We start from the raw sequence: 24,175 nt of genomic DNA, 5'->3' as shown, positions 1-24,175 counted from the left end.
CCCGGCTGTTGTGGGATCAACTACTTTCACGGTCACGTACAACAAACAGAGACTCCTATGCGTACCACCCCGATTCTGGGCGACACGTTCGATTTCGAGCTCGAGATGATTGCGCTGCGCCGGCAGATTCACGCTCATCCGGAGCTTTCATACGAGGAATTCGCGACGAGCGAGCTGGTCGCGTCAAAGCTCGCCGAGTGGGGTTACACGGTCTGTCGCGGGATCGGCGGGACCGGCGTAGTCGGGCAACTGCGCGTCGGCGACGGCAAGCGCCGGATTGGCCTGCGCGCCGACATGGACGCTTTGCCGATCCAGGAGCGGACAGGGCTACCCTACGCCAGCACGATCCCCGGCAAGATGCATGCGTGCGGACACGACGGCCATACTGCGATGCTCCTCGCCGCAGCCCGCCAACTGGCGCAGACGCGCGCGTTCAATGGCACGCTCAACCTGATCTTCCAGCCCGCCGAGGAAGGCGGCGCCGGAGCGAAGCGGATGCTGGATGACGGGCTGCTCCAACGGTTTCCCTGCGACGCCCTGTTCGCGATGCACAACATGCCAGGCTTTCCCGCGGGCAAGCTTGGCTTTTTGCCCGGCCCGTTCATGGCATCGGCGGACGACCTCGAGATCCTCGTGAGCGGGCGCGGTGGTCATGGAGCGATACCGCACAAGGCGGTTGATCCCGTGGTCGTCTGCGCGCAGATCGTATTGGCATTGCAAACGATTGTGTCGCGCAACGTCGCGCCGCTCGATATGGCGATCATCACCGTCGGCGCGATCCATGCCGGCGACGCGCCCAACGTGATTCCGGATTCGGCGGTAATGCGTCTATCTGTGCGAGCGCTCAAGCCTGCGGTTCGCCACTACTTGAAGACCCGCATCGCGGAGGTCGCGATGGCACAGGCGGCGGTCTACGGCGCGACAGCGGAGATTGGCAAGGTCGACGGCTATCCGGTGCTTGTCAACGACGACGGGATGACGCACTTCGCGCGACGCGTCGCGCTCGACTGGCTGGGCGAGGACGGTGTGCTGAACGACGTCCAGCCGCTGACTGGCAGCGAAGACTTCGCATTCCTGCTCGAACAGTGTCCGGGCTGCTACCTGATCATCGGCAACGGTGACGGCGAAGGCAGCTGCATGGTTCACAACCCGAACTACGACTTCAACGACGCAATTCTTGCGACCGGTGCCAGTTACTGGGTACGTCTCGTTGAGCGCTTCCTCGCGTAGCGATCTGCTTTTCCGAACGCGTCCACCTCGCGTGGCATCGCGCAATTTTGTTCCATAACAGGGAGGAGACCCCCATGAAACGACTGACATTTGCAAGCTTTGTATTGATGGCCGCGATGCCTTGTGCCGTGATGGCCGGCAGTCCACAGGTCATTCGGTTCGGCGTCGATCCGACCTTCCCGCCGTTCGAGTCAAAGGCGCCGGATGGCTCGATCGTCGGTTTCGACGTCGATCTGGGCAATGCGATCTGCGCGGATCTGCACGCCAAGTGCGAGTGGGTCGAGCAGAGCTTCGACGCAATGATTCCCGCACTCAAAGCACGGAAGTTCGATGCGGTGCTGTCGGCAATGGTCGCGACGCCGGTCCGCCGCGAGCAGATCGACTTCACGAATCGACTTTACGCCGGGCCGTCACGTCTTGTCGCCCGCGCGGGCGTCAGCCTTCAGCCGACTGCGGAGTCGCTGCGCGGCAAGCGCATCGGCATCCAGCAAGGTACCTCGCAGGAGGCGTTCGCGCGACAGGAATGGGCGCCCGGCGGCGCCAACATCGTGGCGTACCAAAACCAGGACCAGGTCTATGAGGACCTGGTGAACGGGCGGCTCGATGCGACGTTCCAGCCTGTTGTGCAGGCCGACCTTGGTTTTCTCAAGTTGCCGCGCGGCAAAGGTTTCGCGTTCGTTGGCGCGGAAGTCACAGATCGTCGCGTATCCGGGGATGGTGTGGCGATCGGTATCCGCAAGAACGACCACGAACTTGCCTCGCAAATCAATCAGGCGATCGCCGACATTCGCAAGAGCGGCGAGTACGGCCGGGTCAACCACAAGTATTTTGATTTTGACATCTACGGCGAATGACGTTGCGCAGCACAGTTCCCCATTACCTTGATTTATTCGAACAACAACGACTAACACTATGAAAAGAACCATTACTTCCCTCGCGGTGCTGACCGCGATGATGTCCGTAGCTGGTGTCGCCCATGCGCAAAGCACCGTCACGCTGTACGGCCTGATTGACGAAGGGCTCGACTATGCGAACAACGTCGGTGGTCACCATCAGTTCGTGATGTCGAGCGGCGATGCGCAGGGCTCCCGCTGGGGTATGCGCGGATCCGAGGACCTCGGCGGCGGGCTGAAGGCGGTCTTCACTCTCGAATCCGGCTTCAACGTGAACAACGGCAAGCTCGGCGAGGAAGGCCAGATGTTCGGCCGTCAGGCGTATGTCGGTCTGTCGAGTGCACCGGTGGGCTCCGTCACTTTGGGACGCCAATACGATTCGCTAGTCGAGTACCTTGCCGGTTTGACTGTGAACGGCAACTGGGGTGGTGGGATCTTCGCCCATCCTTACGACAACGACAATACGTCGAACACCTTCCGGCTCAACAACGCGGTGCAATACAACAGCGCGACGTTCGGTGGATTCTCGTTCGGCGCGACCTACGCGTTCAGCAATTCATCGAGTTTTGCGCTGAATCGCGCGGAAAGCGTCGGCGCGCAATACGTGAATGGTTCGCTCACAGCTGCCGCGGCGTTCCTCAACGTCGACAATCCCAATAGCGGGTCGGCGGGCGCGGTCGCGATCGGCCCGAACGGCCAACCGGACGGCAGCTGGACCGCGCAACGCCATCGCGTTTGGGGCGCAGGCATCAACTATGTAATTGGGTCAACGACACTGGGCTTCGTGTACACGCATTCGGACATCAAGGCGCCGACCGCGACCCAGTATGCGAATCTGACGCCAAGCCCAACGCTTGGCGCGGCATCGGCGATCAAGTTTGACAACTTCGAATTGAGCGCGAAGTACCAGGTGAACGATCCGCTCTTCGTCGGCGGCATGTATACATTTACGGAGGCGAAGTACGAAGGCGCGTCGGGCAGTGCGAAGCCGAAATATCATCAGTTCGGCCTGATGGCAGACTATAACCTGTCGAAGCGCACCGATGTCTATGTGCAAGGTGGGTACGTGAAGGTTGCGGACGGCGAGGCCGCCGCCGGTACGGGCCTCGAAGTGGCCGCGAATCCAGATGCATACGGCCCGTCATCGACGAACAGCCAGTTCGTCGGCCGTGTCGGCATCCGCCACCACTTCTGACGAGGCATATTGCCGCCTGACGTTCGCACGGCGCCAATCGGCGCCGTGCACGGAATCCGGCAACTGTCATTTCATACGTCTTGCAGTGGCCGATTGACATCCCCGTCCATCGCTATCAACTTGGCAAAGCCGTCGATCACCCGCGATGAAGTGGGTACAGCGAGGGCTCCGCCGTTCCTGCTGCGCCTCTGCGCCCAACGCGGGAGGGAGGCGTCCATTACATCTTCGTCGACGAACTGGACCTTGAGGATCTTCCAGGTACTCCCCGCGCGGGTCCAACCCACTTCACATCACTGTTGGCAGCGCAAAGTGATCTTCTATCTGTTCATGATTCTGACCGCCATGGAGAAGGTCCGATTGAACAATGCGGCAGTGCCGGTCAGGCTTCCACCGGTTCTCGTTGGAAAGCATCACCGTACTTCAAAACCGCCCACGCCATCCGCGCATTCATGGCGGCAATGGCCACCGCCGCGCGCCAGTATCCACGCCGCTCGACGAGGTCTCTGATCCATCGGCTCAGCCGGTCTTGCTTATCCCGCAGATTTGCCATCACGGCGCGTGCGCCGCTTACCAGAAGCGTACGCACGTAGGCGGCGGAGGCCTAATCCCGATCAACGCGCAAAATCTGCAGTTGATGGGCCAGATCATCTTTTTCGTATCTGATACGTTAATTAACGGCTTCGTGTCTGGATTGGCAGCTTGATTATTCGTGATGTCACGCATATTGCCCTCAGATTGCCGCCTCTATTTTTTTCGTTATAAGTGACGATTAGTTAGTCCCAGCCCCCTCTGCCGCGACCGGCCGCAGTCGACCCTGTATAGTTAGTCCGTCCCGCTTTCATCGATACTGGTGGGGGTTGGTATTGTGCGACGGGATATCCGTTATTCAGAGCCGTGAGGGCGTTCGCTATGCCCGTCTTCGATTCATTTTTCCAGCCCTCAATCTCTGAGGGCGCGCCTGATCGAACGATTGGCGGTCTTCGCCACCATCGTCTTGCCCTGGATGATCTCCATCACCGTGACCGCCTTCCGCCGGGCCATCCAGCGCACGATTTCCTCGTCCACCAATATGCTTCTATGCACGTCCTTTCACGGGTTATACCTGAGCAGGTTTTTACTGTGTCCTTGCACTGGTCATGACAGATTCGAGGCTGTGATTCTGACATTCCGAGGAGACGTGCATGCGCAGCACTGAGCACCCAGCAGCCAAGGACGCGGCGGCGCAAAGCTTGTGTCAGCGGTTGCTTTCCTGGCTTTGTTTCACTGCGTTTATGTTTCCCGGTCTGGCGCGCGGGATGGACTTCAAGATCTACTACCAACCACAACTTGAGCTGAAAATGGTTATCGGGGAAGGGAGGATTCAGGAAGGTGATGCAGAGAAGTTTCTGGCGTTAGCCAAAATGGCTGGTCGTGATGGCGAAGGACTCGTTGCCCTTGTATTAGATAGTCCAGGAGGAAATGTTGAGGCGGCTTTTCGGGTTGTCGATGCAATGGATAAAGTACGCGTATATACAGTAGTTCCAGATAATGCCAGGTGCGCGTCCGCTTGCGCTTCAATCCTGTTCGCTTCTGGGGAACGCCGAAGTGTTGTTGGTACTGGGCTGCTCGGTTTTCACAGTTGCTACCGGCGCGATGGGCGAACCTACGCCGAGGATTCGCTTTGTAACGAAATAATCGCGGCAAATGCGATGCAGAGGGGGGTAAGCCACACAGGCATCAATCGTTTCGTCAAGCAATATGGTGCGCGAGACATGGCATGGGCCGGGCGCGACGTCGCGTGTAAATCTCTGCGAGGGCTATGCAAGCCAGGGTTACTGGAAACTCAACATGGGACGAATCCTGCGTTGATGCATAGTTTTGATTGCAGCAAGCTCATAACTGTTCAAGCGCAGCTTATATGCGGGGATGCGGAACTTGCTTATGTCGATAAAACATTGGCAAAAATCTATGATCAAAAGATAAAAGTATCGGCCAACAAGAATCGATTAAGAGCGGATCAACGGGCATGGCTTCGCAATTCTCGCAACGGGTGTGGCGATAAAGCTTGTCTTCTACGAAGCTATCGTCTCCGCATCGATGAACTAAAGCGGATGCGGTCGTAATGACATGTCGAATGACCGCTACGTTTTCATCGACAAGGAGCGGCCGGTCTACGTTCGAATCGCGCTTCACGGCCAGCCTTGTCTACAGGATGGCCAGCGAAACACTACTCGCACGAAATGAAGCGCGACCAGGCGGTGAAGGACGATCAGTTCCGCGAGGTGTTCCTGAGTGCCCGACGGCGCCCGGGTGAAATGTCGGTGGCGTTTGTCCAGATCGACAACGACCTCGAACTGTAAGGTCGACAAGCGCCAGAAGCAGATCGAGGAGAGCATCCAGCGGTAGGCACCCAGGTTCTGGTGCAAATAGGCTCGGGGGAATGGGTTAAAGTTGCGAGCTTGACGAACTGGTGGTCGGTGATGAGCAAGCGGAAAGGTCTGGAGGGGTTGTTCGATGGACGGCATTTTGATCGGCAGATCATTGTTCTGTGGGTGCGCTGGTACCTTCGCTACAAGCTCAGCCTACGCGATCTCGTTGAGATGATGGCCGAACGGGGACTGTCGCTGGCGCACACCACGATCATGCGCTGGGTGAAGCGTTTCACACCGGAGTTCGTGAAGCGATGGAATCGTTTTGCGATACCGTCAGGTCGGTCATGGCGTGTTGACGAGACCTATCTGAAGATTCTCGGCAAATGGGTTTATCTGTACCGGGCGGTGGATCGGGCCGGCCAGACGGTGGATTTCACGCTCAGGGCAAAGCGCGACGTGGCTGCGGCAAAAGCCTTTTTCAGCAAGGCAATCCAGCATCAGGGCCAGCCACCGGAGACGATCACGCTCGATGGGTATGCGGCCTCGCACCGGGCCGTGCGGGAGATGATCGCTGACGGTCTGCTGCCGGAGGAAACGAAGGTTCGGTCCTCGAAGTACCTGACCAATCTGATCGAACAGGACCATCGAAACATCAAGTCCACAACGAACGTGATGCTCGGCTTCAAACGGTTCAGGAGCGCCGCGACCACGATTTCAGGCATCGAGTTGATGCACCGCATTCGCAAGGGGCAGTTCGACTTCTCCGCTCTCAGGCTCAAGGAAACCGCTGCGCCCGCCGTCTGGAATTCTGTCCTGTTCGATCGATAAAGCATCCTTATTTGTTGGAGACTTCTCGCCCACACCAGCTATTTGCACCAGAACCCTGAAGGTACGGGTCCACTACGAGTGGCTCTTCGCCCTGAACCGGGGAAGGGAGAGACTCAAGTAGTCTCTCAAGCCTTGCCCGCTGCTGCGGAGTCAGCCCTCGTGTAGCGCTCACCTGCTGAACACGTCCGCGCCAGTAGGTCCGGCTGAACAATGAATCTGCGCCATCCGCTGACAGGATCCGTTCGAGATGAGCAATCGCGTCCTCGGCTGTTCGGGGCGTATAAGGGCTCTCCCGATCTCCGGGTCCTTTTTCTATTGTTGTTTTCATCCACGTCTCTCATGTGGTTACCGACTGAGTCCGGTCGGTACGCCAGGGTTCAGTTGAGCCTGTCTATTGCAAACAACCACTGATTCTGTAGCGGTACATACCCAGATGCTTGTCCCATCTAGAAAAACCGAAGCGTCGCCGACGCGAGTGTTCCGCCTAGGCGATCCACTAATCGACATGAACGTGGATGCGCCGTCGAGATTAAACCCTAACCTGTCGGCAGGACGAACTCACTGACTGAACGGCGTGACACACACTGCATACCCGGCTGCGCCGAAGGTGTCTGGGAGTGCGCGCCTCGCCACGCAGTGGATCGACCACACCCCAAGCTTCTCTAATCAGTCAGAAAATTGTCGACCAACTGATTGAACGCATCGGCATGTTCGATCTGCGTCCAATGTCCGCATTGGCCGAAAACGTGCAACTGCGACGGACCGATCAGTTCGAGCAGGCGCAGTGAGTTGGCTAGCGGAATCACCTGATCGTCGCGGCCATGCACGATCAACGTCGATTGGCGGACGTCACCCAGTTTATGCTCGTGACATGCTAGCGCATCCACCCAGCGTTGCCGCGGCGCCGGGAACATAGCGGAAAACGACTCCTGATAGCCGGGCCGAATGCTTGCCCGATAGCGCGACTCCGCCAACTCTGGCGTGAGGCGTGAACGATCGAATGCGAACACGTTCATGATGCTTTGCATATTTTCGACTGAAGGTTCGTAGCCCCATACAGCATCGAGCCCCGGTGTCAGATCGAAGCGCACACCCGCCGCACCCATCAGCACGAGCTTGCGTACGCGCTGTGGATGACGGACCGCCGTCGCCAACGCAAGCGCACCGCCGAACGAGTTGCCCACCAGATCGGTGCGCTCGATGTCAAGCGCATCCAGCAGACCGACCAGATGATTCACCCACAGATCCATGTCGTACTGCGTGCCCGCGCGGCGCTCGGTGTAGCCGAAGCCCGCCATGTCCGGCGCGATCACGCGGCGCGTGCGCGCGAGCGCCGGCATGGTGAGACGCCAGTTCGCCCACGCGGTCACGCCGGGCCCGGAGCCGTGAATCAGCAGCACCGGTTCGCCGGCGCCGACGTCGTGATAGTTCGTGTCCAGTCCTGTCGCGTGAATCCGCAGGCCGATTTCCGGATCGTTTTGCTGTGTCATGATGAACTCCTTCGCCGCCGCCTGCGTGGCTGCAGCATCGATCGATTGTCAGAACGGAATGACAGCGCGCGCCCACACCGCCTCGCCCGCCGGTCTGTTTCTCACGAAAAACTCCTTCACTACGCGCACGTCCACGCTGCCCTTCGCAAACTCGTAGCGAAAGCCCGGCCCGACAGCGAAAACCTGACCGCGAAAACCGTCCCCGTTCACCGACGCGCCGTATTGCGTGTCGTCTGTGGTCTGCTTGACGAAATAGCCCGCAATACCAACTCGCGCCTTTGTCGTCACCGCGTAGCTCGCGCCATAGTCGACGTGGAACAGTTGGCCCGAATGGTAGTCGGTCGCGGTGTTCATCGAATTGAAGCTGTAGGTGATTTTCGCCGACATCTCCAGTCCAGTGATCGGAAACCAGCTGACACCGAATATCGGTCTCACCGTGTAGTAGTTCTTGCCGGTGTTTAGCACCGCGCTCTTGTCGTACTGGCCGGTCGGTAGCACGAATTCGAGCGCGGCAACCGTTCGCAGCGAACCGTCACCCCACGCAATCAGCGCCGGACTCAAAATCAGATCGCCAAGATTGGTGCGATCGAATGACGACCCTCCCGCGTCCAGAGACAGATGCTCTATGGGCAGCACCGCATATGCGCCAAAGCGTCCGCCGAGCAGCGACAGATTCGACATGTACAAGAGCCGTGGAATCAGCACATCGGCATTCAGCTTGAACCCCGACACGGAACTGTTGCCATGCGAATCGTTAAAGCGCGACGCGAAGTAATGCGTGTAGTACAGCAGTCCGTACAGCCCCGCGGGCGGCAACGCCCCGGCGAAGAATGCCTCCGCGCCTTCGCCTATCGTGTCGCTGCCACCTTCGGTAGCATGCACGTTGGTGCTGAGCGCGGCGCAAATGCCAGCCAGCAGCATCGCTCGCCTGAACGCACTTCGAACTTCCATCTTGCCGTCTCCTGGGTATTGTTTTCGTGAGTTTTTATGAGCGGGCGGCTGGGCGGCCACCCGCGCCGGGACTTACTTTTTCAGATCGAGCGCGACGTCGACGATCATGTCCTCCTGCCCGCCGACCATGCGCCGCCGCCCCAGCTCCACGAGGATGTCGATCGTCTTCAGGCCGTATTTCGCAGCGGCGGCCTCGGCGTGGCGCAGAAAACTGGAATAGACGCCCGCATAGCCCAGCGCCAGCGTTTCGCGATCAACGCGCACGGGTCGGTCCTGCAGAGGCCGCACGATGTCATCGGCCGCGTCGAGCAGGCCGTACACGTTGCAGCCGTGATTCCAGCCAAGCCGGTCCGCCGCCGCGATGAACACTTCGAGCGGCGCGTTGCCCGCGCCCGCCCCCATACCCGCCAGCGACGCGTCGATCCGGTCGCAGCCTTCTTCGACCGCGACGATCGAATTCGCCACGCCGAGCGACAGGTTGTGATGCGCGTGCATGCCGGTCTGCGTGTCGGGTTTCAGCACGTCCTTGAACGCGCGGAAGCGCTCACGCACGCCATCCATCGAAAGTGCGCCGCCCGAGTCCACGACATAGACACAGGTTGCGCCATAGCTTTCCATCAGCTTTGCCTGCTGCGCCAAGGCGGCAGGCGTCGTCATGTGGCTCATCATCAGAAAGCCGACAGTGTCCATGCCGAGTTCGCACGCGTACTCGATATGCTGCTTCGATACATCCGCCTCGGTGCAATGCGTCGCGACGCGCACGACGCGCGCGCCCGCATCGTAAGCGTTGCGCAGGTCGTGAACGGTGCCGACGCCCGGCAGCAGCAGCGTGGCGACCTTTGCGTGGCTGACCGTTTCAGCGACGGCAGCAATCCATTCGACGTCGCTGTGGGCGCCGAAGCCGTAGTTGAAGCTCGATCCGGAGAGACCGTCGCCGTGCGCGACCTCGATCGAATCGACGTGTGCATCGTCGAGTGCGCGCGCGATCGCCTTCATGTTCGCGATGCTGTACTGATGACGGATCGCGTGACTGCCGTCGCGCAGCGTCACGTCGGAAATATAAAGTTTGCGGTTATGCATGGTGTCGCTCCGTTGCGCGATCAGGCCGCGAGCGGCGCGAGCCGCGTTTCGGCGATACGCTCGGCGCACGCAAGCGCGGCCGAGGTCATGATGTCGAGGTTGCCCGCATAGGCCGGCAGATAGTGCGCGGCGCCCTCCACTTCGAGAAAGATCGAGGTTTTCAGGCCCGTGATCGGGCCGACGCCCGGCACGTTCAGCGGCTGACTTGCGTCGAACAGATCAAACTGCACGCGCTGCTTGAGCCGATAACCAGGCACGTAACGCTGCACGCGCTCGGCCATCGCGGCGACGCTCTCTTCAATGGCGTCGCGGTCCGCGGGATCGGACAGCGTGAAGACAGTGTCGCGCATCATAAGCGGCGGCTCGGCCGGGTTCAGGATGATGATGGCCTTGCCGCGCGTCGCGCCGCCGAGCACCTCGATCGCCTTCGACGTGGTCTCGGTGAATTCGTCGATGTTGGCGCGCGTGCCTGGGCCCGCAGAGCGGCTGCAAATAGACGCAACAATCTCCGCGTAGTGAACCTTCGCCACACGCGACACCGCGTTGACCATCGGAATCGTCGCCTGCCCTCCGCACGTGACCATATTGATGTTGGGCGCGTCGAGCTCGTCGTCGAGATTGATCGACGGAATCACATACGGGCCGATTGCGGCCGGCGTCAGGTCGATGACCTTAACGCCGTGCGCCTGCAGCAGCGCGTTGTGATGCTTGTGCGCGCCTGCCGAGGTGGCGTCGAACGCGATGCGGATGTCGCCGAAGTTCGGCATGGCAAGCAGACCGTCGATGCCGCCGGCGGTCGTCGGCACGCCGAGCCGCTGCGCACGCGCGAGGCCGTCCGACTGCGGATCGATACCCACGAGCGCGCCCATCGCGATGTGCTTGCCGTGACGCAGGATCTTGATCATCAGGTCGGTACCGATGTTGCCGGAGCCGATGATGGCGACTTTTTGCGGCGCGCATGCGCCGTGTAGGGTTGTCATGGTCAGGTTTCCTTTGATGTGCGGTGCGCTAGCGCCCGAGCGCGGACGCAGTCTTGCCGCCGATCCCGAACTGCGTCTTCGGGATTTCAATCAGTAGCACGCGCACGGATTCGCGCGGCGCACCGATGGATTCGAAGGCGGCATCGGTCAGTGCGCCGATCAGGCGCGCCTTCTGTTCGTCGGTGCGGCCTTCCATGAGATGAACGTGGATGATGGGCACAAGTGTTCTCCATTTATGCAGGTATGTTTCGCTCAGACGAAGCGCATTGAAACGCTGCCGAGATGCTGGAAGCGCGCGGTGACCGAATCACCCGCGGCGACGGCAATGGCCTCGGTCACGCCGCCGGTCAGGATCAGCGTGCCAGCGGGAATGGACTTGCCCCGCGCGCCGAGCATGTTGGCGAGCATCGCCACGCTCGCAGCCGGATGGCCGAGCACTGCGGCGCCCGACGCCGTCGCGACGATTTCACCGTTTTTCTCCAGCACCACGCCGAGATTCTTCAGGTCGAGGCCTTCCGCCCTGCGATGCCGGCCACCCGTCACAAAGCGTGCCGACGACGTGTTGTCAGCAATCACGCTCTTCAGATCGAAGCGGAAGTTTTCGTAGCGCGAGTCGATCACCTCCACCGCAGGCAACACGAAGTCCGTCGCGGCGAGCACCGTGCCGATATGACAGCCGGGACCGGCAAGCGCCCGCTTCGTCACGAATGCGATTTCCGCCTCCACCTTCGGATGGATCAGCGACGATGTGTCGATCGCCGCACCGTCCATGCACGAACCGTAATCGGTCAGGAAACCGTACACCGGGTCCGTCACGCTCATCTGGCGCATCTTCGCGTGCGACGTGAGGCCCATCTTCAGGCCTGCGACCTTCATGCCGCGCGCTTCCTTGCGTGCACGCAGTGCGTCCTGAATCGCATACGCGTCTGCCCAGTCGATCTGCGGATACGCGTCGGTGATCTTCGTGATTGCCTCGCGTTGCAGTTCCGCCTCGTCGAGCCGCTGCGCGAGAGCGTCGATCGTTGCTTGATCGAGCGTCATGGTCTATCTCCCTGAATGAAGCGCACCGACGCGTTGCCGATGCCGCCGAGACTGATTCGCAGCGAGTCGCCGGCAGTCACCGGCACCATCGCCGCGAGAGAGCCGGACAGGATCACCTCGCCCGTAATGAGCGTCATGCCGAGCCGGCCGAGCGTGTTCGCGAGCCACGCCACCGCGTTGGCCGGATGCCCGAGCGCGGCGGCGCCCGCGCCGGTCGCCGTGATCTCGCCGTTCTTCTCGAGCGTCATGCCGACCAGTGCGAGATCGAGTTCGCGCGGATCCACCGCCTGATCGCCGAGCACGAATACGCCCGATGACGCGTTGTCGGCCACGGTGTCCTGAATGCGGATCTTCCAGTCGCGAATGCGCGAATCGACGATCTCGAAGCACGGCAATACGGCCTCGGTTGCTCGCAGCACATCCGCATTCGTCACGCCCGGCCCCGCGAGATCGTGTTTCAGCACGAACGCGATTTCGCCTTCGGCCTTCGGCGCGATCAGCCGCGACACGTCGATGGCGGCGCCGTCTGCGAACACCATCGCCGATGTGAGATGCCCGAAGTCCGGTTGACGCACATCGAGCATGTTCATGACCGCTTCGCTGGTCACGCCGATCTTCTTGCCGATCACGCGTTCACCGTCGAGCGCGATGCGGCGTTCGATCATCCGCAACTGGATACGGTAGGCGTCGGCGATCGTGATGCCAGGTTCGCGTGCGGTCAGTGGCGCGACCGGCTCAGCATGACGCAACGCGCGATAGAGTTCATCGCCGTAGCGCTCAATCGTTTCGGGCGCGAGTCCTTCTGTATTTGACGGATTCATTGCTTTCCTCACAACTTGACGCAGACATTGCGCAGCTCGGTATAGAACTCGAGCGAATGGATACCGCCTTCACGGCCGATCCCCGACTGTTTCGCGCCGCCGAACGCAGTGCGCAGATCGCGCAGAAACCACGAATTGATCCAGCAGATGCCCACGTCGAGCGAGCGCGCCATGCGATGCGCGGTGCCCGTGTCGCGCGTCCATACGGTGGCGGCGAGACCATAAGGCGTGTCGTTGGCTTTCGCGGTCACTTCGGCTTCGTCGTCGAACGGCGCGATGTGGCAGCATGGGCCGAAGATTTCCTCGCGGATCACACGCGCACTCTCCGGCAGGCCCGTCCAGATCGTCGGCTCGATCCACGCACCCTCTTTCAACCCGGCCGCCATGTCGGGTACGCCGCCGCCCGTGACGACCACCGCGCCGTCAGCGCGCGCCTGCTCGTAGTACGACAGAACCTTGCTGCGATGCGTCTGCGAAATCAGCGGACCGAAGGTCGTGCCTTCCACGTCGGGGCGGCCTGGACGCAGCGCCTTCGCGCGTGCCGCAAGCGCGTCGACAAAACGCTCGAAAATCGGCCGTTGTACGTAGACGCGCTCCGTACCGAGGCACACCTGTCCGGTGTTTTCGAATGCGGAACGCGCGATACCCGCCACGGCTGCGTCGAAATCGCAGTCGGCGAAAACGATGCCCGCGTTCTTGCCGCCAAGTTCGAACGACACGGGCCGCACACCGTTCGCTGCGGCCTTCATGATCGCTTCGCCGGTGCGCGTCTCGCCGGTGAAAGTGATCGCGTTCACGCCGGGATGCTCGGTCAGGAACGCACCCGCCGAGTCAGGTCCGAAGCCGTGCACGACGTTGTAGACACCCTTCGGGACGCCCACTTCGTTCATCACTTCGCCAAGCAGCGTTGCGCTAGCCGGTGTCTCTTCGGACGGCTTTACCACCACCGTATTGCCACATGCGAGCGCCGGTGCAACCTTCCATGTCATCAGCAGCAGCGGCAGATTCCACGGACACACGACCGCGATCACACCGCGCGGTGTGCGCACACCATAGTTGAGCGCTTCGCCACCGTCCGGCGTCGCCATCGCGAAACTTTCGGTGGGGACATTGCGAATCATGTCGGCGAACACCTTGAAGTTCGCCGCGCCACGCGGAATATCGACGTGACTCGCCAGCGCGTGCGGCTTGCCGGTGTCGGCGATTTCGGCGGCGAGGAAGTCGTCGAAGCGCCGGTTGATGCCGTCGGCCACCGCATACAGCAGTTCGACCCGCTGCGGCAGCGTCATGCGCGCCCATGGCCCATGCATGGCCGCGCGCGCGGCCTGCACCGCCGCGTCGACCTGTGCGCGGCCAGCCTCGTGCACGAGCCCGATCACACGGTTGTCGACCGGATTGCGGTCTTCGAAGGTGCGATCCGTGCCGACCCACTCGCCGCCAATAAAGTTCTTGAATTCAGTCATGAATAGTCTCGATCGTTTCGTTGCACCAGTTGCACGGCTCAGGTCAACACGCTCAGGAAGGCCTCGTTGAGCTTGCGGTCGTGATAGAAAATCGCTCGCCCCAGGTCCTTGTCGTGCCACGTGATAGTCGGCTTGTCCGGGTAGTGGATATAGCCGCCCGCGAAGACCTCGTTGCGGTTGCCGGACGGATCGAAGAAATAGATCGTCGCGCCGCGCGTGATGCCGTGACGTGTCGGTCCGATGTCGAGCGCAACGTCGTGCTTGGAAATCAGATCCGCGGCCTTGAGCACGTCGCCCCAACTGTCGAGCTGGAATGACACGTGGTGAAATTTGTTTTTCTCGGCGTGGCGGATAAACGCGATGTCATGTGCCTTGTTCGAGCACGTCAGGAACGCGGCGATCTGCATGCCCTCCGGCGTCACGACCTGCTCGGCCAGCGAAAAGCCGAGCACATCGCGAAAGAGCTTCACGGTATCGTCGAGTTCGTCGCCATAAAGCAGGCAATGATCGAAGCGGCTCGGCGACATCCCGCGCAGGCCGTCGGGCCAGGGGTCGGGATTGACATCGCCGGTCGCGCAGCCAACTTTGTCTTTCGTCGCGAAGAGTTCGATCGAATGGCCCGTCGGCACGGTGAAGCGGAAACGCCGGCCCGTATGCAGATGTTCGCCGACTTCGATCCAGACGAAGTCTTTCGCATAACCGGATTCCTTCACGGCGTTCGCGAGCTGGTCGAGTGTCGCTTCGCTGTCGACGCGAAAGCCGAGGTAATCCATGCCCGGCTCGTCCGCTTCGCGCAGCACGACACTGTGATGGTCGTGTTCGTCCCATGCCTTCAGATAGACGCGTCCTTGCGCGTCGCGGCCGGTTTCATGCAGGCCGAGCACGTCGATGTAGTGCTTCAACGCCGGACCGATTTCGAGGACCCGCAGCGCAATATGGCCGGGTCGCAGTACGCCTTGCAATGCCATGATGTGTCTCCTTGATCGTTCTGGTTCAGACGCCGCCCGGCGCCTGTTGCTGGTGAGTTGCTTCGTGGCGTTCTTCCGCCACCGTTCGTGCACGCACCTTGTCGATGCAGCGCGCCATCTTGCCGACCACGCGCACCGACAGATCCGTGAGCGGCCTGATACGGCACGCGAGCACCGTGCCGCGCGCCTCGTCGTCGGGGCTCACGAACGCACGGCTCATCTTGCAGGCGTGATAGCGGCCGCTCAGCACCTGCACCTTGCACACGCCGCAGCCGCCGCCGCGACAGCCGAGCGGAATGCCTCGCCCGCCTGTTGCCGCCATCGCATGAAGCACGGTGGCGTCCTCCGTGCAGCTGAACGTGTCGCCGGTGTTTTCAACTTTGATCCGCCACGTCATCACCGCTCTCCTTGAGTGAGCCGACGAAGCCCGTCAGATGCGGAACAGCGGGCTTTTAGCCGCCGCGCTCGCCTCCGCCGCCGACAGGAACTGCTCCGTGTAGATGTCGCGTTCGAACAGCCGGCCCTGCATCAGGGTCTTGATGCACGCCTCGACCATCGGCGGCGGCCCGCACAGATACGCCTTGTGGCCGCGAAAATCGGTGATGCCCGCGGCGTCGGTGTACTGCGCCTTCAGAACCTCGTGCACGAAACCGCGCGAGCCTCGCCAATCGCTGTCGGATGGTTCGCTTGACAGGGCTGGCAGGTAGCGGAAATTCGGGTAGCGCTCGGCCAGTTCGTTGAGAAAGGCTTCGAAATAGAGTTCGTCGCGTGTGCGGGCACCGTGGATCAGCGTGATCGGCAAGCTCGAGCCCTCGTTCAGCAGATCGAGGATCATCGACTTTGGGCTTGACAGTCCCGAGCCGCCCGCGAGGAAGATTGTCGGCACCTGCGCCTGTTTGCGCACGAAGAAGCGGCCGAACGGCGCGGCGAAGTTGAGTTGCGCGCCCGGTTGCAGTTCGTCATGCAGCCAGCCGGTCGCGGCCCCGTCCGGCACACGACGGATGTGCATCTCGATCTCGCCGTCATGCGGCGCATTGGCGAGTGAGAATGCGCGCGGCTGCCCGCAGCCCGGCACATGCAGGTTCAGGTACTGGCCTGCCTGAAACGCAACACGTTCGGCGCTCTCCACTGCGAGCCGGATCACGCGAATGGTCGGCGTCGCGTCTTCGATCGCGACGACCGTGCCGGTGTAGTCCTGCAGCGGCAAATTCTGGGCGTCGGGGTCTTCGTCGATGTCAGCTTCGATCACGAGATCGGACATCGGCGTCGCGCAGCACGCCAGGCACTTGCCCTCTTCCCGCTCGAAGTCCATCAACGCGAAGTCCGACGCGTCGCCCTGCTCGATCTCGCCATCGACGACCTGCACCTTGCAGGTCGCGCACAGCCCGTGACAGCAGGCATGCGGAAGCCACACAGCCTGGCGCAAACAGGCATCGAGCAGCGTCTGCCCCGCTTCAATGCCGATGGTCTGGCCGAGCGGTTGAATACGTACGGTGTAGTCCATCTCTGTCTCCCGCGTTAGCTGCACGAACCACCAATGCCGGTCAGGCCGGGTGTCCGCAGACGGATCACGTCCTTGTGAACGAGACCGTTATCGGCAAGCGAGCGCTCGCTGTCCGGCTGCCACGGCTCGCCGGATCTGAACCACTGTGCGGCGCGCCAGTCGATCACGGCGAAATCGGGATGCGCGCCATACAGGCCCGGCAGCACGTCCGCCATCAGCGCGCCGAACGTCATGTCAGGCTGCACCGGCACGCAAATCGGTGCGGCGAACATCAGGTGGCCCTCCCAGCCGATGTAGAGCAGCCGGTTGCCATGAAACTGCGACTCGCGGTCGGCCGGTTCGAACGCGTAGGGTTTGATCGCGGTGATGCTCATGCTTGTCTCCTTCGTCTAATCTGTTCTCGGTTCGCGCCGCGCTCATTCGCTCGGGGCGTGGGCGCCGGATGCGTCTTTCCACGCGTTCCAGTTGCGCTCGTCGGGCGAGCCCGCGAAGTCGAGATTGTCGTGACCGGGGTTGAGGTTGTAGTACTTGAGAACGTCGTCGAGCGACGCGCCGCCACAGTTGCCCTGATAGATCTGGTGCACCGGCAGCCACGCCTGCACATACTTCTCGGGCTCGTCTTCGAAGATGTCCTTGCAGCCATCCGAGCAGAAGTGGAACTTCATGCCGTGATAGGTTGATTCGCGGTAGGCGATCTTAGTCGGGTCGTCCGGCTCGCTGAAGAACATCGGCACCTGGCAGGTCTGGCACAGCATCGGCAGACTGGCGTTGTAGAAGCGCTTGCCCGCCTGCTGCTGTTCGCGCCAGTATTCGAAGCGCGGCCGGTACACGCTGTCGAAGGTCTCCGGATATTTGGCAGCGAGCCAGTCGAGTTCCTCGTCGGACGGCACCCAGGTGTGGAAGTCAGCCGCTGCGCCATAGTTGTAGAACGTCGCCCACGCCTCGTGTGTGACGCGGTCTTTGGTCTGCGTTGCGATCTCGTGATACTTCGGCATACGCAGGCCATAGCGCTCAAGGTCCTTGAAGAGCGCGCCGCCTGCGTCCTCGAAATAGATCTTCCAAGCCTCCGACCACGACATCACGCGCTTTGGCAGCATGTAGTCCATCATCATGCCTACCAGCGTCAGTAGCCGGAAGCCGCGCCAGAACCATTTGTCGAGCCACTTCTGCACGATCGGCACATTGCCGGGATCCTGCTCACAGAGAAACTTCACGACTTCGAGGCCGAGCGTCATATGCCGCGATTCATCCGACTGCGCGGAGAAGCCAAACGTGACGGTCGCCATATCACCGTTGTATGCCGCGCCGGACATGAACGGCATAAATAGCAGGTTCGTCAGCACGTATTCGAACGAAAACGAAATGGCCGTGACGAATTCGAACGGACCGGCGCTCATCGCATCGTCGAAGTACGACTTCGGCACCGACAGATACCAGACACGGTCGTGCATATGCGGCCACTCCGCGAAACCGTTGAAATACTTGTTGTAGAGCGACAGCGTATGGACCTGTGTCTGACAGTGGCGCAGTTCGTCGATCGACTGCATCTGGCAGGCTACCCGCGCACCGACTCCGCGAAAATGACGACCCAGATGGGCGTAGCCGCGATGCGCTGCGTATTCGAGCGGCGTTACGCCGGTCAGGAACAGCTTGAGCGTGTTGATATAACGCGCGTCCGAGACGTTCATGTGCCCGTTGTTCTGCGCGAACGAATCGATGATCGCGTACAGTTTGCGTTCCTTTTCCGCCTGATACTTCCAGTAAGAGTCCATCGTCATGCGAAACGGGTCTTCCCATTTATCCCAGTCATGGATCTTGATGCCCTCGTACTGATCGAACGGGAACACCTTGTCCATCGGCTGATAACTGGTCTCCCAGCCGAGATCGCGCGTCATTAGCGCGTACTTGTCTTTCAGGTTCAGCTTCTTGCGTGCGTCCATCATTCGTCTCCGGTTTATGTCAGGCGTGCCATTGCAGCGTGAAGGCATCGTCGGTTTCATCGATGTTTCCCGACAGCGACACCAGGTTCAGTTGCAGCTCCTGGATATTCCAGTCGCGGCCCAGTTCATCCGATACGTGTGTGCGCGAAATCACAAGCTTGCCTGGGGCGTCGATCTTCACCATCGCCGGATACTCGTGGACCGTAGCCTCGGGATTCACGGCGGCAATCGCGGCGACGATCGCGCGCGTTTCGTCGGTGTTCTGCAATGCGATGTAGACGTTCTGCATGACGGCCTCAGGGTTGGACTGCCGCCACCGGCAATGCGCCGAGCTTCGTAAGACGCGCGGCGAATTGCGCGCCCGTTTCTTCGAGTGCGGCAGCGCCCGCACCGTCGAGCAGCGTGCCGGCAACGGGCAGAAGCGCTTCGAGCGTGCGTGCACGATAGTGCTCGACCCAGCCGGCAATTCGTTGCCGGTTCTCTGGCGATTCGGCGGTCACCGTGCGGATCACCGCGTCGACCCACTTCGCGTGATCGGACTGCCATTGTTGGGTGAACTCGGTGAGCATCGCGAGGCTCGGGCCTAGGTGCTGCGCCGCGAACGCGTCGAAGTGCTGATACACGAGCGGATACAGCAGGCCGTCAAGCACGAGGTTCTGCGCAACGAAAGACTCGAACCAGTCTTCGACCACGAAGATGTCCTCGACGAGGCGCCGCATGGGTTGCCATGCCTCGGCTTCCAGCCACGCGGTCTTTGCGCGTTCCAACGCGACGCCAGTGTTGCCGTCGAGCGCGAGACCGATACGCGACAGATACTGGGCAATGCCGAGCCGGTCCATCGCGCAGAACGTGCAGGCCTGCGTTATCGCCGTGCCGTAGCCATAATCGGCGCACAGCGTGTTGTTCATATTGGCGCCCCATTCGATGTGGCGCAGCGGTAGCATCCCGGCGATCAGGCGTTCCTGCCATTCGTACGACAGTGCGGCAAGCAGTCCGCGACGCTCCACAAGATCAAACGCGCCTTCGGCCGCTTCCTGTTGCCGCGCACGCGCCGTTACATACGCGCCGTAGTAGTACTGGCGCGGGTCCTTCAGCGCGTACCAGTCCTTCATGCGGATCTGCGTGCGGCTCGCGTCGAACAACTCGAATTCCGGCGCCCAGGTTGGCCGATAGTGAAAGTTGGTGGTGGGCTGGATGTCGTAGGTCGCCTCCTGGTAACGCGAAGCAGGCTTGTCGCCAAACCGGCGCGCGACATGCCCATAGGTTTGACGCAGCGGCTGGGACTTGAGCGTCTTGATTTCGATTTGCATGAGATTGTCTCCGTGTTTGTCCACTACTTTTCTGAATGAGCTGCTTCGCTTGGGCTAGCCCTCGTATCGCCAGCGTTCGCGCGTGAGGTCGATCTGTTCGTCGGTTTGCGTGATGGTGCGAACCGCGTTCACGTGGCAAAAGCGATCGAACATGGTTCGGTTCATGATCAGTTCGACAGCGAGATCGGGGTCGCCGACAGAGAAATCGAATTCGACATAGCCGTCTTCCCGTTGTGCAGTTATCCGAACGAATCGTTGAGTTCGATCGAACAGCGGTCTCGGATCTTGCATCGTCGCCTCCTCGTTTTTCTTCTCTATTGCATGACCTGTGCCATGTGCGTTTTTGCAGAAAAAGGCGAGGGTTTGCCCGAAGAAAAACCGCGAATCTGGCGATATCGCAGCACGAAGCGATGATCAAAGCATCAAGCGATGGCCAGCTGTTTGATCATTTGATGAAGAGCCCGCAGACGCGCGGCCGTGAGGATGATTGTTTGCGTACGACGTGATTGCAGCGGCGTGCTTGATGACCTCTGGAGTTGGCGAAACAGGCATTGCGGTGTGGTGCGCGAGTCATGCGTGGCACAGGCCGCACTTATGACTTGGCAGGGTGTTTGATCAATTGATCAAACACTGTGCGAGCCACGCATCGCACGAAAAAAAACCGCCCAATGGGCGGCCCGCATGGTCAACTGGAGCGGCGTGATCATTTGTCCGCGGGTTGGACGGCCTTGTCGCGATTACGCCAGCGATAAGCAAGCTGCGGCCGCGTGATGCCCAGCATTCTCGCCGCCTGACTCAGATTGCCGCCCGCACGTTCGACCGCCGCTTCGATAAGCATGCTATCAACCCGGTCAAGTGGTACGCCTTCACGCATCATGTGATCGAACAAGGCATCGGCAAAATCCGAGTTTTCGCGCAAGGGATGGCCGCGCTCGTCGAGCGACGCGGCGCTGTCGTCCACGGATTCCGGCAGAGCGGCGAACAGATCGTGCTCAGTGATCTGGCCACCCGGGCGGGCGAGGATCACGCCGCGCTCGACTGCGTTTTCGAGTTCACGCACATTGCCGGGCCACGCATGGGCGCGCAATGTGGCTATTGCACGATCGGTGAGGCCCAGCACGCGTTTGCTGTGCCGCACGCTGTACTTCGCGATAAATCTTTCGACGAGGCGCGGAATGTCGTCGGTCCGCCCGCGCAGCGGCGGAATCGTGACTGGATAAACATTGAGCCGGTACAGCAGATCCTTGCGAAATGCGCCGCGCTGGACCGCTTCGGTCAAATCGACATTGGTCGCGCCGATCACCCTCACGTCGACCTTGCGCACGCGGTCATCGCCGACGCGCTCGAACTCGCCCTCCTGGAGTACACGCAGCAGCTTGGCCTGCGCCGACGCCGAGAGTTCGCCGACTTCGTCGAGAAAAAGCGTTCCGGTATCCGCCCGCTCGAAACGGCCGATCCGCGTCTGATGCGCGCCGGTAAACGCGCCGCGCTCAACGCCAAACAGCTCGGCTTCGAGCAACTCCTCGGGCATGGCGGCACAGTTGATTGCAACGAAGGGTTTGTCGCGCCGCCTGCTCACGCTGTGCAATGCGCGCGCGAAGCGCTCCTTGCCGACGCCCGTTTCGCCGAGTAACAGCACAGTCACGTCGCTCGACGCCGCGCGCTGCGCGAGTCCCCACGCTGCGAGGAATCCCGTGGACGTGCCGACCAGTTCCTCCGGCTGCGCCACTTCCTGCTGCAGCGAGCGCAGGTTCTCCACTTCGCTCTGCAGTTGTAACAGCGTTTCGATGACCGGATCGGGCGTATAGAGCTTCAGCATCTCGTCGCCGTCGGCCCACTCTTCGACGGGCTTGCCAACAATGCGGCAATGTGGATCGCCGCAGCCCGAACGCAGCGTCTCCTTGTAGAGGATGGTGCGCCCCATCAACGCCGACGTGTACCCACTCGCATAGCCGACCTGCATCCAGCAGACAGGATCGGTGCTCAGCCCGAAGATTTTCCGGTGCACTTCGGCTTCGAACGAGTCTTCCCACAGATGGTCCCCGTAGTACCTTCCCTGGGCGATATCGATATCAACTTCGATAGGCGTTACCCGTACGTTGCCTTCGAGCACGTGCAGGCAAGGCCCAAGTTCAAGCAAGCCGAAATCGCTCGCTGAGGGGCGTAATGCGCGGGCGAGTTCTGCGTCGCGCATACCGGACTGAAAGCCCATTCGCGTGAACAGGCCCCGCGTGCGTTCGAGGCCGAGTGTGTCGACGAGTTCCTTGCGCAAGGCGCCCAGCGTGGCTGTGTGAAGGAGAATCATGCGATTCTCGCCGAGCCAGATGTGTCCCTCCTGTCTGACGAATTTCAGGCGTCGCGAAAGGTTCTCGATCCCCTCCCGCATGCTCGCCGAAAACCGCGCAGTGCTGTCTGTCACAGCGCCTCCTTTTATGTCTATTCGGGTGTCTCCGTCTCTATTCTAGGCAAAATCCATGCCGACAGGATCGGCTCGCCGTCCTGGCTCAGGACTTCGATTATCAAGGGCTGGGTCCGCCGTCGACTTTTGGGGTTGGCTGTTCGCCTGCCGCCACTTGCGCGGCGAATCGCCATGGCTATGTCAGTACTTACCCCGGCACCCAGTTGATCAAATGGTCAAAACGTCGCGGAATGGCCTGTCCATTTGGTGAAGCGTCTTACGCCGGTTGGCGCTCGCGGCCACACTTGTGAGAGCGCCGCGCACGCGCGTGCCCGTTCATTTGGTGTAGACGCGCAGAGCGGATGGCTCCGTCAGAAGGCGAGCCGATCGGTGGAGACACGGATCGGATTTGCGCGCACGAATTGCGTGAGCATGTTGACCACTGAATGCAGGCAGCGCTGCGGAAAGGCGATCAGGGCGTCGATCTGATCGCTTCGGCTTTCGCCGCACAGACACCACGCGCAGAAATGTTCGCAGTTGTTCGTGGTCACCCGGTAGCAGTCTTCGCCGAGGCGCGAGTAGGCCCGCTGAACCACTTCGCCACGCGAGTACCTTGTGTTGGGCGTCCATTCGACGCGGATCTCGTGGCCGTCGGCAAACTCTCTCAGAGAAGTCTCCTGCACGGGGGCGCGACGCAGCGAACGGGACCATCCTGCGTAATGCAGGACCTTGCCATCGCCGACATAGATGCCGTGATGCGTGTAACCGAGGCGCCGTGTTACCAGGTGAGCCCCTATGGTCAAGGAAGCATCGCCGCGTTGGCACATTCCCTTTGCTGAGTCTGACATGTCGATCACCGCGTTCTGCTGGTCCTGCGATACCCTAGGCATAGGACGTGCCGATACGCTGGGCGAGCGGTGCTTTCCCCGATACCGGGCGGGCGTGCCGACACAAATGCAAACTGGGTCAGCCTGCGAATGCTGCGGCCGCGTTTTACCAATTGATAACGGCGCACGCACAGCCATTACGGAGATATGCTCGGATCTGGTGTACGGGGGAGTTGAGGCGGGAGATTGAAGGCGGTGGAGGTTTCAGCTGAGAATCTGATTGTCGAAGTCGGAAACCAGCGAACAACAAAACCATCCACCATGAGCAAGTTTACGGAAAAAGCAGTCATCGGTCTATCGGAAACCGGTCTGGGCCTGGACGAATTGGTCCGTCAAGGGGCGCGGCAAGTGATTCAACAGGCGATCGAAGCGGAACTGGGAGAGCTGTTGGAGCGCTTCGCGAACGTCAAGACTCTGCACGCGCAACGGGCCGTGGTGCGCAACGGGTACTTGCCGGAACGCGAGGTGTTGACGGCGGCCGGACCGATTCGGGTGAAGGTGCCGAAGGTGCGCGATCGATCAGGATCAGGCGTGAAATTCAATTCGTCGATTGTGCCGCCGTAGGTGAGGAAGTCGCCCCGGGTAAGCGCGGCGCTGCCGTGGCTGTATCTGAAGGGCATCTCGACGGGCGACATGGGCGAAGCGTTAAGCGTGCTGCTGGGCGAGGACGCCAGGGGCCTGTCGGCCAACGTGGTGAGCCGGCTGAAGGCGCAATGGGCCGAGGAGCATGTGGCCTGGAGCCGGCGTGACCTGTCGGAGTCGCACTACGTCTATTGGTGGGTCGACGGCATTCATACGGGGCTGCGCAGCGAGAACTCGGACGGCCAATGCCTGCTGGTGATTAT

At 60.9% G+C, this 24,175-nt stretch carries 24 protein-coding genes and 2 pseudogenes; 6 read left to right on the top strand and 20 right to left on the bottom strand.

Going from position 1 to position 24,175, the window contains the following annotated elements; all coding sequences use genetic code 11:
• Nucleotides 1-57 precede the first annotated feature (57 nt).
• The 3 genes from P3T23_RS26310 to P3T23_RS26300 all read left to right on the top strand — a co-directional run bounded on the left by P3T23_RS26310 (nt 58) and on the right by P3T23_RS26300 (nt 3,318).
• Complete coding sequence (locus P3T23_RS26310; RefSeq protein ID WP_429319036.1) at nt 58-1,230, top strand: M20 aminoacylase family protein; 1,173 nt, start codon at nt 58-60, stop codon at nt 1,228-1,230.
• Between the two features lie 74 nt (nt 1,231-1,304).
• Nucleotides 1,305-2,084, top strand: coding sequence for an ABC transporter substrate-binding protein (locus P3T23_RS26305; protein WP_429319035.1), 780 nt, complete (start codon nt 1,305-1,307; stop codon nt 2,082-2,084).
• Nucleotides 2,085-2,142: 58 nt separating this feature from the next.
• Nucleotides 2,143-3,318, top strand: coding sequence for a porin (locus P3T23_RS26300; RefSeq protein ID WP_429319034.1), 1,176 nt, complete (start codon nt 2,143-2,145; stop codon nt 3,316-3,318).
• A gap of 379 nt (nt 3,319-3,697) precedes the next feature.
• Here the strand turns inward: P3T23_RS26300 and P3T23_RS26295 are convergent.
• Both P3T23_RS26295 and P3T23_RS26290 read right to left on the bottom strand, forming a co-directional pair.
• A pseudogene (locus P3T23_RS26295) lies at nt 3,698-3,919 on the bottom strand (IS110 family transposase); the annotation flags it as partial.
• A 338-nt stretch (nt 3,920-4,257) separates the two neighbouring features.
• A complete protein-coding gene (locus P3T23_RS26290) occupies nt 4,258-4,383 on the bottom strand; it encodes a hypothetical protein (RefSeq protein WP_429319033.1) in 126 nt (41 codons plus the stop codon).
• Between the two features lie 116 nt (nt 4,384-4,499).
• On the opposite strand from P3T23_RS26290, the gene P3T23_RS26285 reads away from it, so the two are divergent.
• On the top strand, nt 4,500-5,420 hold the full coding sequence (locus P3T23_RS26285) for a lysozyme inhibitor LprI family protein (RefSeq protein WP_429319032.1): 921 nt from the start codon (nt 4,500-4,502) through the stop codon (nt 5,418-5,420).
• Between the two features lie 357 nt (nt 5,421-5,777).
• The gene (locus P3T23_RS26280) at nt 5,778-6,497 is read left to right on the top strand and encodes an IS6 family transposase (protein ID WP_429319031.1); all 720 of its coding nucleotides are present in this window, start codon (nt 5,778-5,780) and stop codon (nt 6,495-6,497) included.
• Between the two features lie 662 nt (nt 6,498-7,159).
• Here the strand turns inward: P3T23_RS26280 and P3T23_RS26275 are convergent.
• From P3T23_RS26275 to P3T23_RS26190, 18 genes are all read right to left on the bottom strand, one after another.
• On the bottom strand, nt 7,160-7,987 hold the full coding sequence (locus tag P3T23_RS26275) for an alpha/beta fold hydrolase (protein WP_429319030.1): 828 nt from the start codon (nt 7,985-7,987) through the stop codon (nt 7,160-7,162).
• Nucleotides 7,988-8,035: 48 nt separating this feature from the next.
• The gene (locus P3T23_RS26270) at nt 8,036-8,938 is read right to left on the bottom strand and encodes a SphA family protein (protein WP_429319029.1); all 903 of its coding nucleotides are present in this window, start codon (nt 8,936-8,938) and stop codon (nt 8,036-8,038) included.
• A gap of 72 nt (nt 8,939-9,010) precedes the next feature.
• Complete coding sequence (dmpG, locus tag P3T23_RS26265; protein WP_429319028.1) at nt 9,011-10,018, bottom strand: 4-hydroxy-2-oxovalerate aldolase; 1,008 nt, start codon at nt 10,016-10,018, stop codon at nt 9,011-9,013.
• Between the two features lie 20 nt (nt 10,019-10,038).
• Complete coding sequence (locus P3T23_RS26260) at nt 10,039-10,998, bottom strand: acetaldehyde dehydrogenase (acetylating) (RefSeq protein ID WP_429319027.1); 960 nt, start codon at nt 10,996-10,998, stop codon at nt 10,039-10,041.
• Nucleotides 10,999-11,026: 28 nt separating this feature from the next.
• Complete coding sequence (locus tag P3T23_RS26255) at nt 11,027-11,218, bottom strand: 2-hydroxymuconate tautomerase (protein WP_429319026.1); 192 nt, start codon at nt 11,216-11,218, stop codon at nt 11,027-11,029.
• Nucleotides 11,219-11,250: 32 nt separating this feature from the next.
• On the bottom strand, nt 11,251-12,039 hold the full coding sequence (gene dmpH, locus P3T23_RS26250; RefSeq protein WP_429319025.1) for a 2-oxo-3-hexenedioate decarboxylase: 789 nt from the start codon (nt 12,037-12,039) through the stop codon (nt 11,251-11,253).
• A complete protein-coding gene (dmpE, locus tag P3T23_RS26245) occupies nt 12,036-12,860 on the bottom strand; it encodes a 2-oxopent-4-enoate hydratase (RefSeq protein WP_429319024.1) in 825 nt (274 codons plus the stop codon). The genes dmpH and dmpE overlap by 4 nt, the downstream gene beginning before the upstream one ends.
• An 8-nt stretch (nt 12,861-12,868) precedes the next feature.
• Nucleotides 12,869-14,323 carry a 2-hydroxymuconic semialdehyde dehydrogenase gene (locus P3T23_RS26240; protein WP_429319023.1) on the bottom strand — a complete coding sequence of 485 codons (1,455 nt, stop codon included), beginning with the start codon at nt 14,321-14,323 and terminating at the stop codon, nt 12,869-12,871.
• 38 nt (nt 14,324-14,361) lie between these two features.
• Complete coding sequence (locus tag P3T23_RS26235; protein ID WP_429319022.1) at nt 14,362-15,291, bottom strand: catechol 2,3-dioxygenase; 930 nt, start codon at nt 15,289-15,291, stop codon at nt 14,362-14,364.
• Between the two features lie 25 nt (nt 15,292-15,316).
• On the bottom strand, nt 15,317-15,688 hold the full coding sequence (locus P3T23_RS26230) for a 2Fe-2S iron-sulfur cluster binding domain-containing protein (RefSeq protein ID WP_429319021.1): 372 nt from the start codon (nt 15,686-15,688) through the stop codon (nt 15,317-15,319).
• A 33-nt stretch (nt 15,689-15,721) separates the two neighbouring features.
• Entirely contained in the window at nt 15,722-16,795 is a 1,074-nt protein-coding gene (locus P3T23_RS26225; protein WP_429319020.1) for an NADH:ubiquinone reductase (Na(+)-transporting) subunit F, read from the bottom strand.
• 14 nt (nt 16,796-16,809) lie between these two features.
• A complete protein-coding gene (locus P3T23_RS26220) occupies nt 16,810-17,169 on the bottom strand; it encodes a phenol hydroxylase subunit P4 (RefSeq protein ID WP_429319019.1) in 360 nt (119 codons plus the stop codon).
• 42 nt (nt 17,170-17,211) lie between these two features.
• Entirely contained in the window at nt 17,212-18,735 is a 1,524-nt protein-coding gene (locus P3T23_RS26215) for an aromatic/alkene/methane monooxygenase hydroxylase/oxygenase subunit alpha (protein ID WP_429319018.1), read from the bottom strand.
• Between the two features lie 19 nt (nt 18,736-18,754).
• Nucleotides 18,755-19,024: an MmoB/DmpM family protein gene (locus tag P3T23_RS26210; protein WP_429319017.1), complete on the bottom strand. Its 270-nt coding sequence runs from the start codon at nt 19,022-19,024 to the stop codon at nt 18,755-18,757.
• Nucleotides 19,025-19,031: 7 nt separating this feature from the next.
• Nucleotides 19,032-20,045 (bottom strand): aromatic/alkene monooxygenase hydroxylase subunit beta, encoded by a 1,014-nt coding sequence (locus tag P3T23_RS26205; protein ID WP_429319016.1) that lies wholly within the window; start codon nt 20,043-20,045, stop codon nt 19,032-19,034.
• A 54-nt stretch (nt 20,046-20,099) separates the two neighbouring features.
• A complete protein-coding gene (locus P3T23_RS26200; RefSeq protein ID WP_429319015.1) occupies nt 20,100-20,336 on the bottom strand; it encodes a phenol hydroxylase subunit in 237 nt (78 codons plus the stop codon).
• 412 nt (nt 20,337-20,748) lie between these two features.
• Nucleotides 20,749-22,464, bottom strand: coding sequence for a sigma 54-interacting transcriptional regulator (locus P3T23_RS26195; RefSeq protein ID WP_429319014.1), 1,716 nt, complete (start codon nt 22,462-22,464; stop codon nt 20,749-20,751).
• Nucleotides 22,465-22,814: 350 nt separating this feature from the next.
• The gene (locus P3T23_RS26190; protein WP_429319013.1) at nt 22,815-23,291 is read right to left on the bottom strand and encodes a lecithin retinol acyltransferase family protein; all 477 of its coding nucleotides are present in this window, start codon (nt 23,289-23,291) and stop codon (nt 22,815-22,817) included.
• A gap of 300 nt (nt 23,292-23,591) precedes the next feature.
• On the opposite strand from P3T23_RS26190, the pseudogene P3T23_RS26185 reads away from it, so the two are divergent.
• A pseudogene (locus tag P3T23_RS26185) lies at nt 23,592-24,175 on the top strand (transposase); the annotation flags it as partial.

This window comes from Paraburkholderia sp. GAS448 (assembly GCF_050435685.1).
Taxonomy (GTDB): Bacteria; Pseudomonadota; Gammaproteobacteria; order Burkholderiales; family Burkholderiaceae; genus Paraburkholderia.
Note: the sequence above shows the minus strand (reverse complement) of the source record. Positions and strands in the feature narration are given on the sequence as shown.

Coding starts and splice junctions, on each gene's coding strand:
- P3T23_RS26310 (WP_429319036.1), top strand. CDS start 58: ATGCGTACCACCCCGATTCTGGGCGACACGTTCGATTTCGAGCTCGAG.
- P3T23_RS26305 (WP_429319035.1), top strand. CDS start 1,305: ATGAAACGACTGACATTTGCAAGCTTTGTATTGATGGCCGCGATGCCT.
- P3T23_RS26300 (WP_429319034.1), top strand. CDS start 2,143: ATGAAAAGAACCATTACTTCCCTCGCGGTGCTGACCGCGATGATGTCC.
- P3T23_RS26285 (WP_429319032.1), top strand. CDS start 4,500: ATGCGCAGCACTGAGCACCCAGCAGCCAAGGACGCGGCGGCGCAAAGC.
- P3T23_RS26280 (WP_429319031.1), top strand. CDS start 5,778: ATGAGCAAGCGGAAAGGTCTGGAGGGGTTGTTCGATGGACGGCATTTT.
- P3T23_RS26275 (WP_429319030.1), bottom strand. CDS start 7,987: ATGACACAGCAAAACGATCCGGAAATCGGCCTGCGGATTCACGCGACA.
- P3T23_RS26270 (WP_429319029.1), bottom strand. CDS start 8,938: ATGGAAGTTCGAAGTGCGTTCAGGCGAGCGATGCTGCTGGCTGGCATT.
- dmpG (WP_429319028.1), bottom strand. CDS start 10,018: ATGCATAACCGCAAACTTTATATTTCCGACGTGACGCTGCGCGACGGC.
- P3T23_RS26260 (WP_429319027.1), bottom strand. CDS start 10,998: ATGACAACCCTACACGGCGCATGCGCGCCGCAAAAAGTCGCCATCATC.
- dmpH (WP_429319025.1), bottom strand. CDS start 12,039: ATGACGCTCGATCAAGCAACGATCGACGCTCTCGCGCAGCGGCTCGAC.
- dmpE (WP_429319024.1), bottom strand. CDS start 12,860: ATGAATCCGTCAAATACAGAAGGACTCGCGCCCGAAACGATTGAGCGC.
- P3T23_RS26240 (WP_429319023.1), bottom strand. CDS start 14,323: ATGACTGAATTCAAGAACTTTATTGGCGGCGAGTGGGTCGGCACGGAT.
- P3T23_RS26235 (WP_429319022.1), bottom strand. CDS start 15,291: ATGGCATTGCAAGGCGTACTGCGACCCGGCCATATTGCGCTGCGGGTC.
- P3T23_RS26230 (WP_429319021.1), bottom strand. CDS start 15,688: ATGACGTGGCGGATCAAAGTTGAAAACACCGGCGACACGTTCAGCTGC.
- P3T23_RS26225 (WP_429319020.1), bottom strand. CDS start 16,795: ATGGACTACACCGTACGTATTCAACCGCTCGGCCAGACCATCGGCATT.
- P3T23_RS26220 (WP_429319019.1), bottom strand. CDS start 17,169: ATGAGCATCACCGCGATCAAACCCTACGCGTTCGAACCGGCCGACCGC.
- P3T23_RS26215 (WP_429319018.1), bottom strand. CDS start 18,735: ATGGACGCACGCAAGAAGCTGAACCTGAAAGACAAGTACGCGCTAATG.
- P3T23_RS26210 (WP_429319017.1), bottom strand. CDS start 19,024: ATGCAGAACGTCTACATCGCATTGCAGAACACCGACGAAACGCGCGCG.
- P3T23_RS26205 (WP_429319016.1), bottom strand. CDS start 20,045: ATGCAAATCGAAATCAAGACGCTCAAGTCCCAGCCGCTGCGTCAAACC.
- P3T23_RS26200 (WP_429319015.1), bottom strand. CDS start 20,336: ATGCAAGATCCGAGACCGCTGTTCGATCGAACTCAACGATTCGTTCGG.
- P3T23_RS26190 (WP_429319013.1), bottom strand. CDS start 23,291: ATGTCAGACTCAGCAAAGGGAATGTGCCAACGCGGCGATGCTTCCTTG.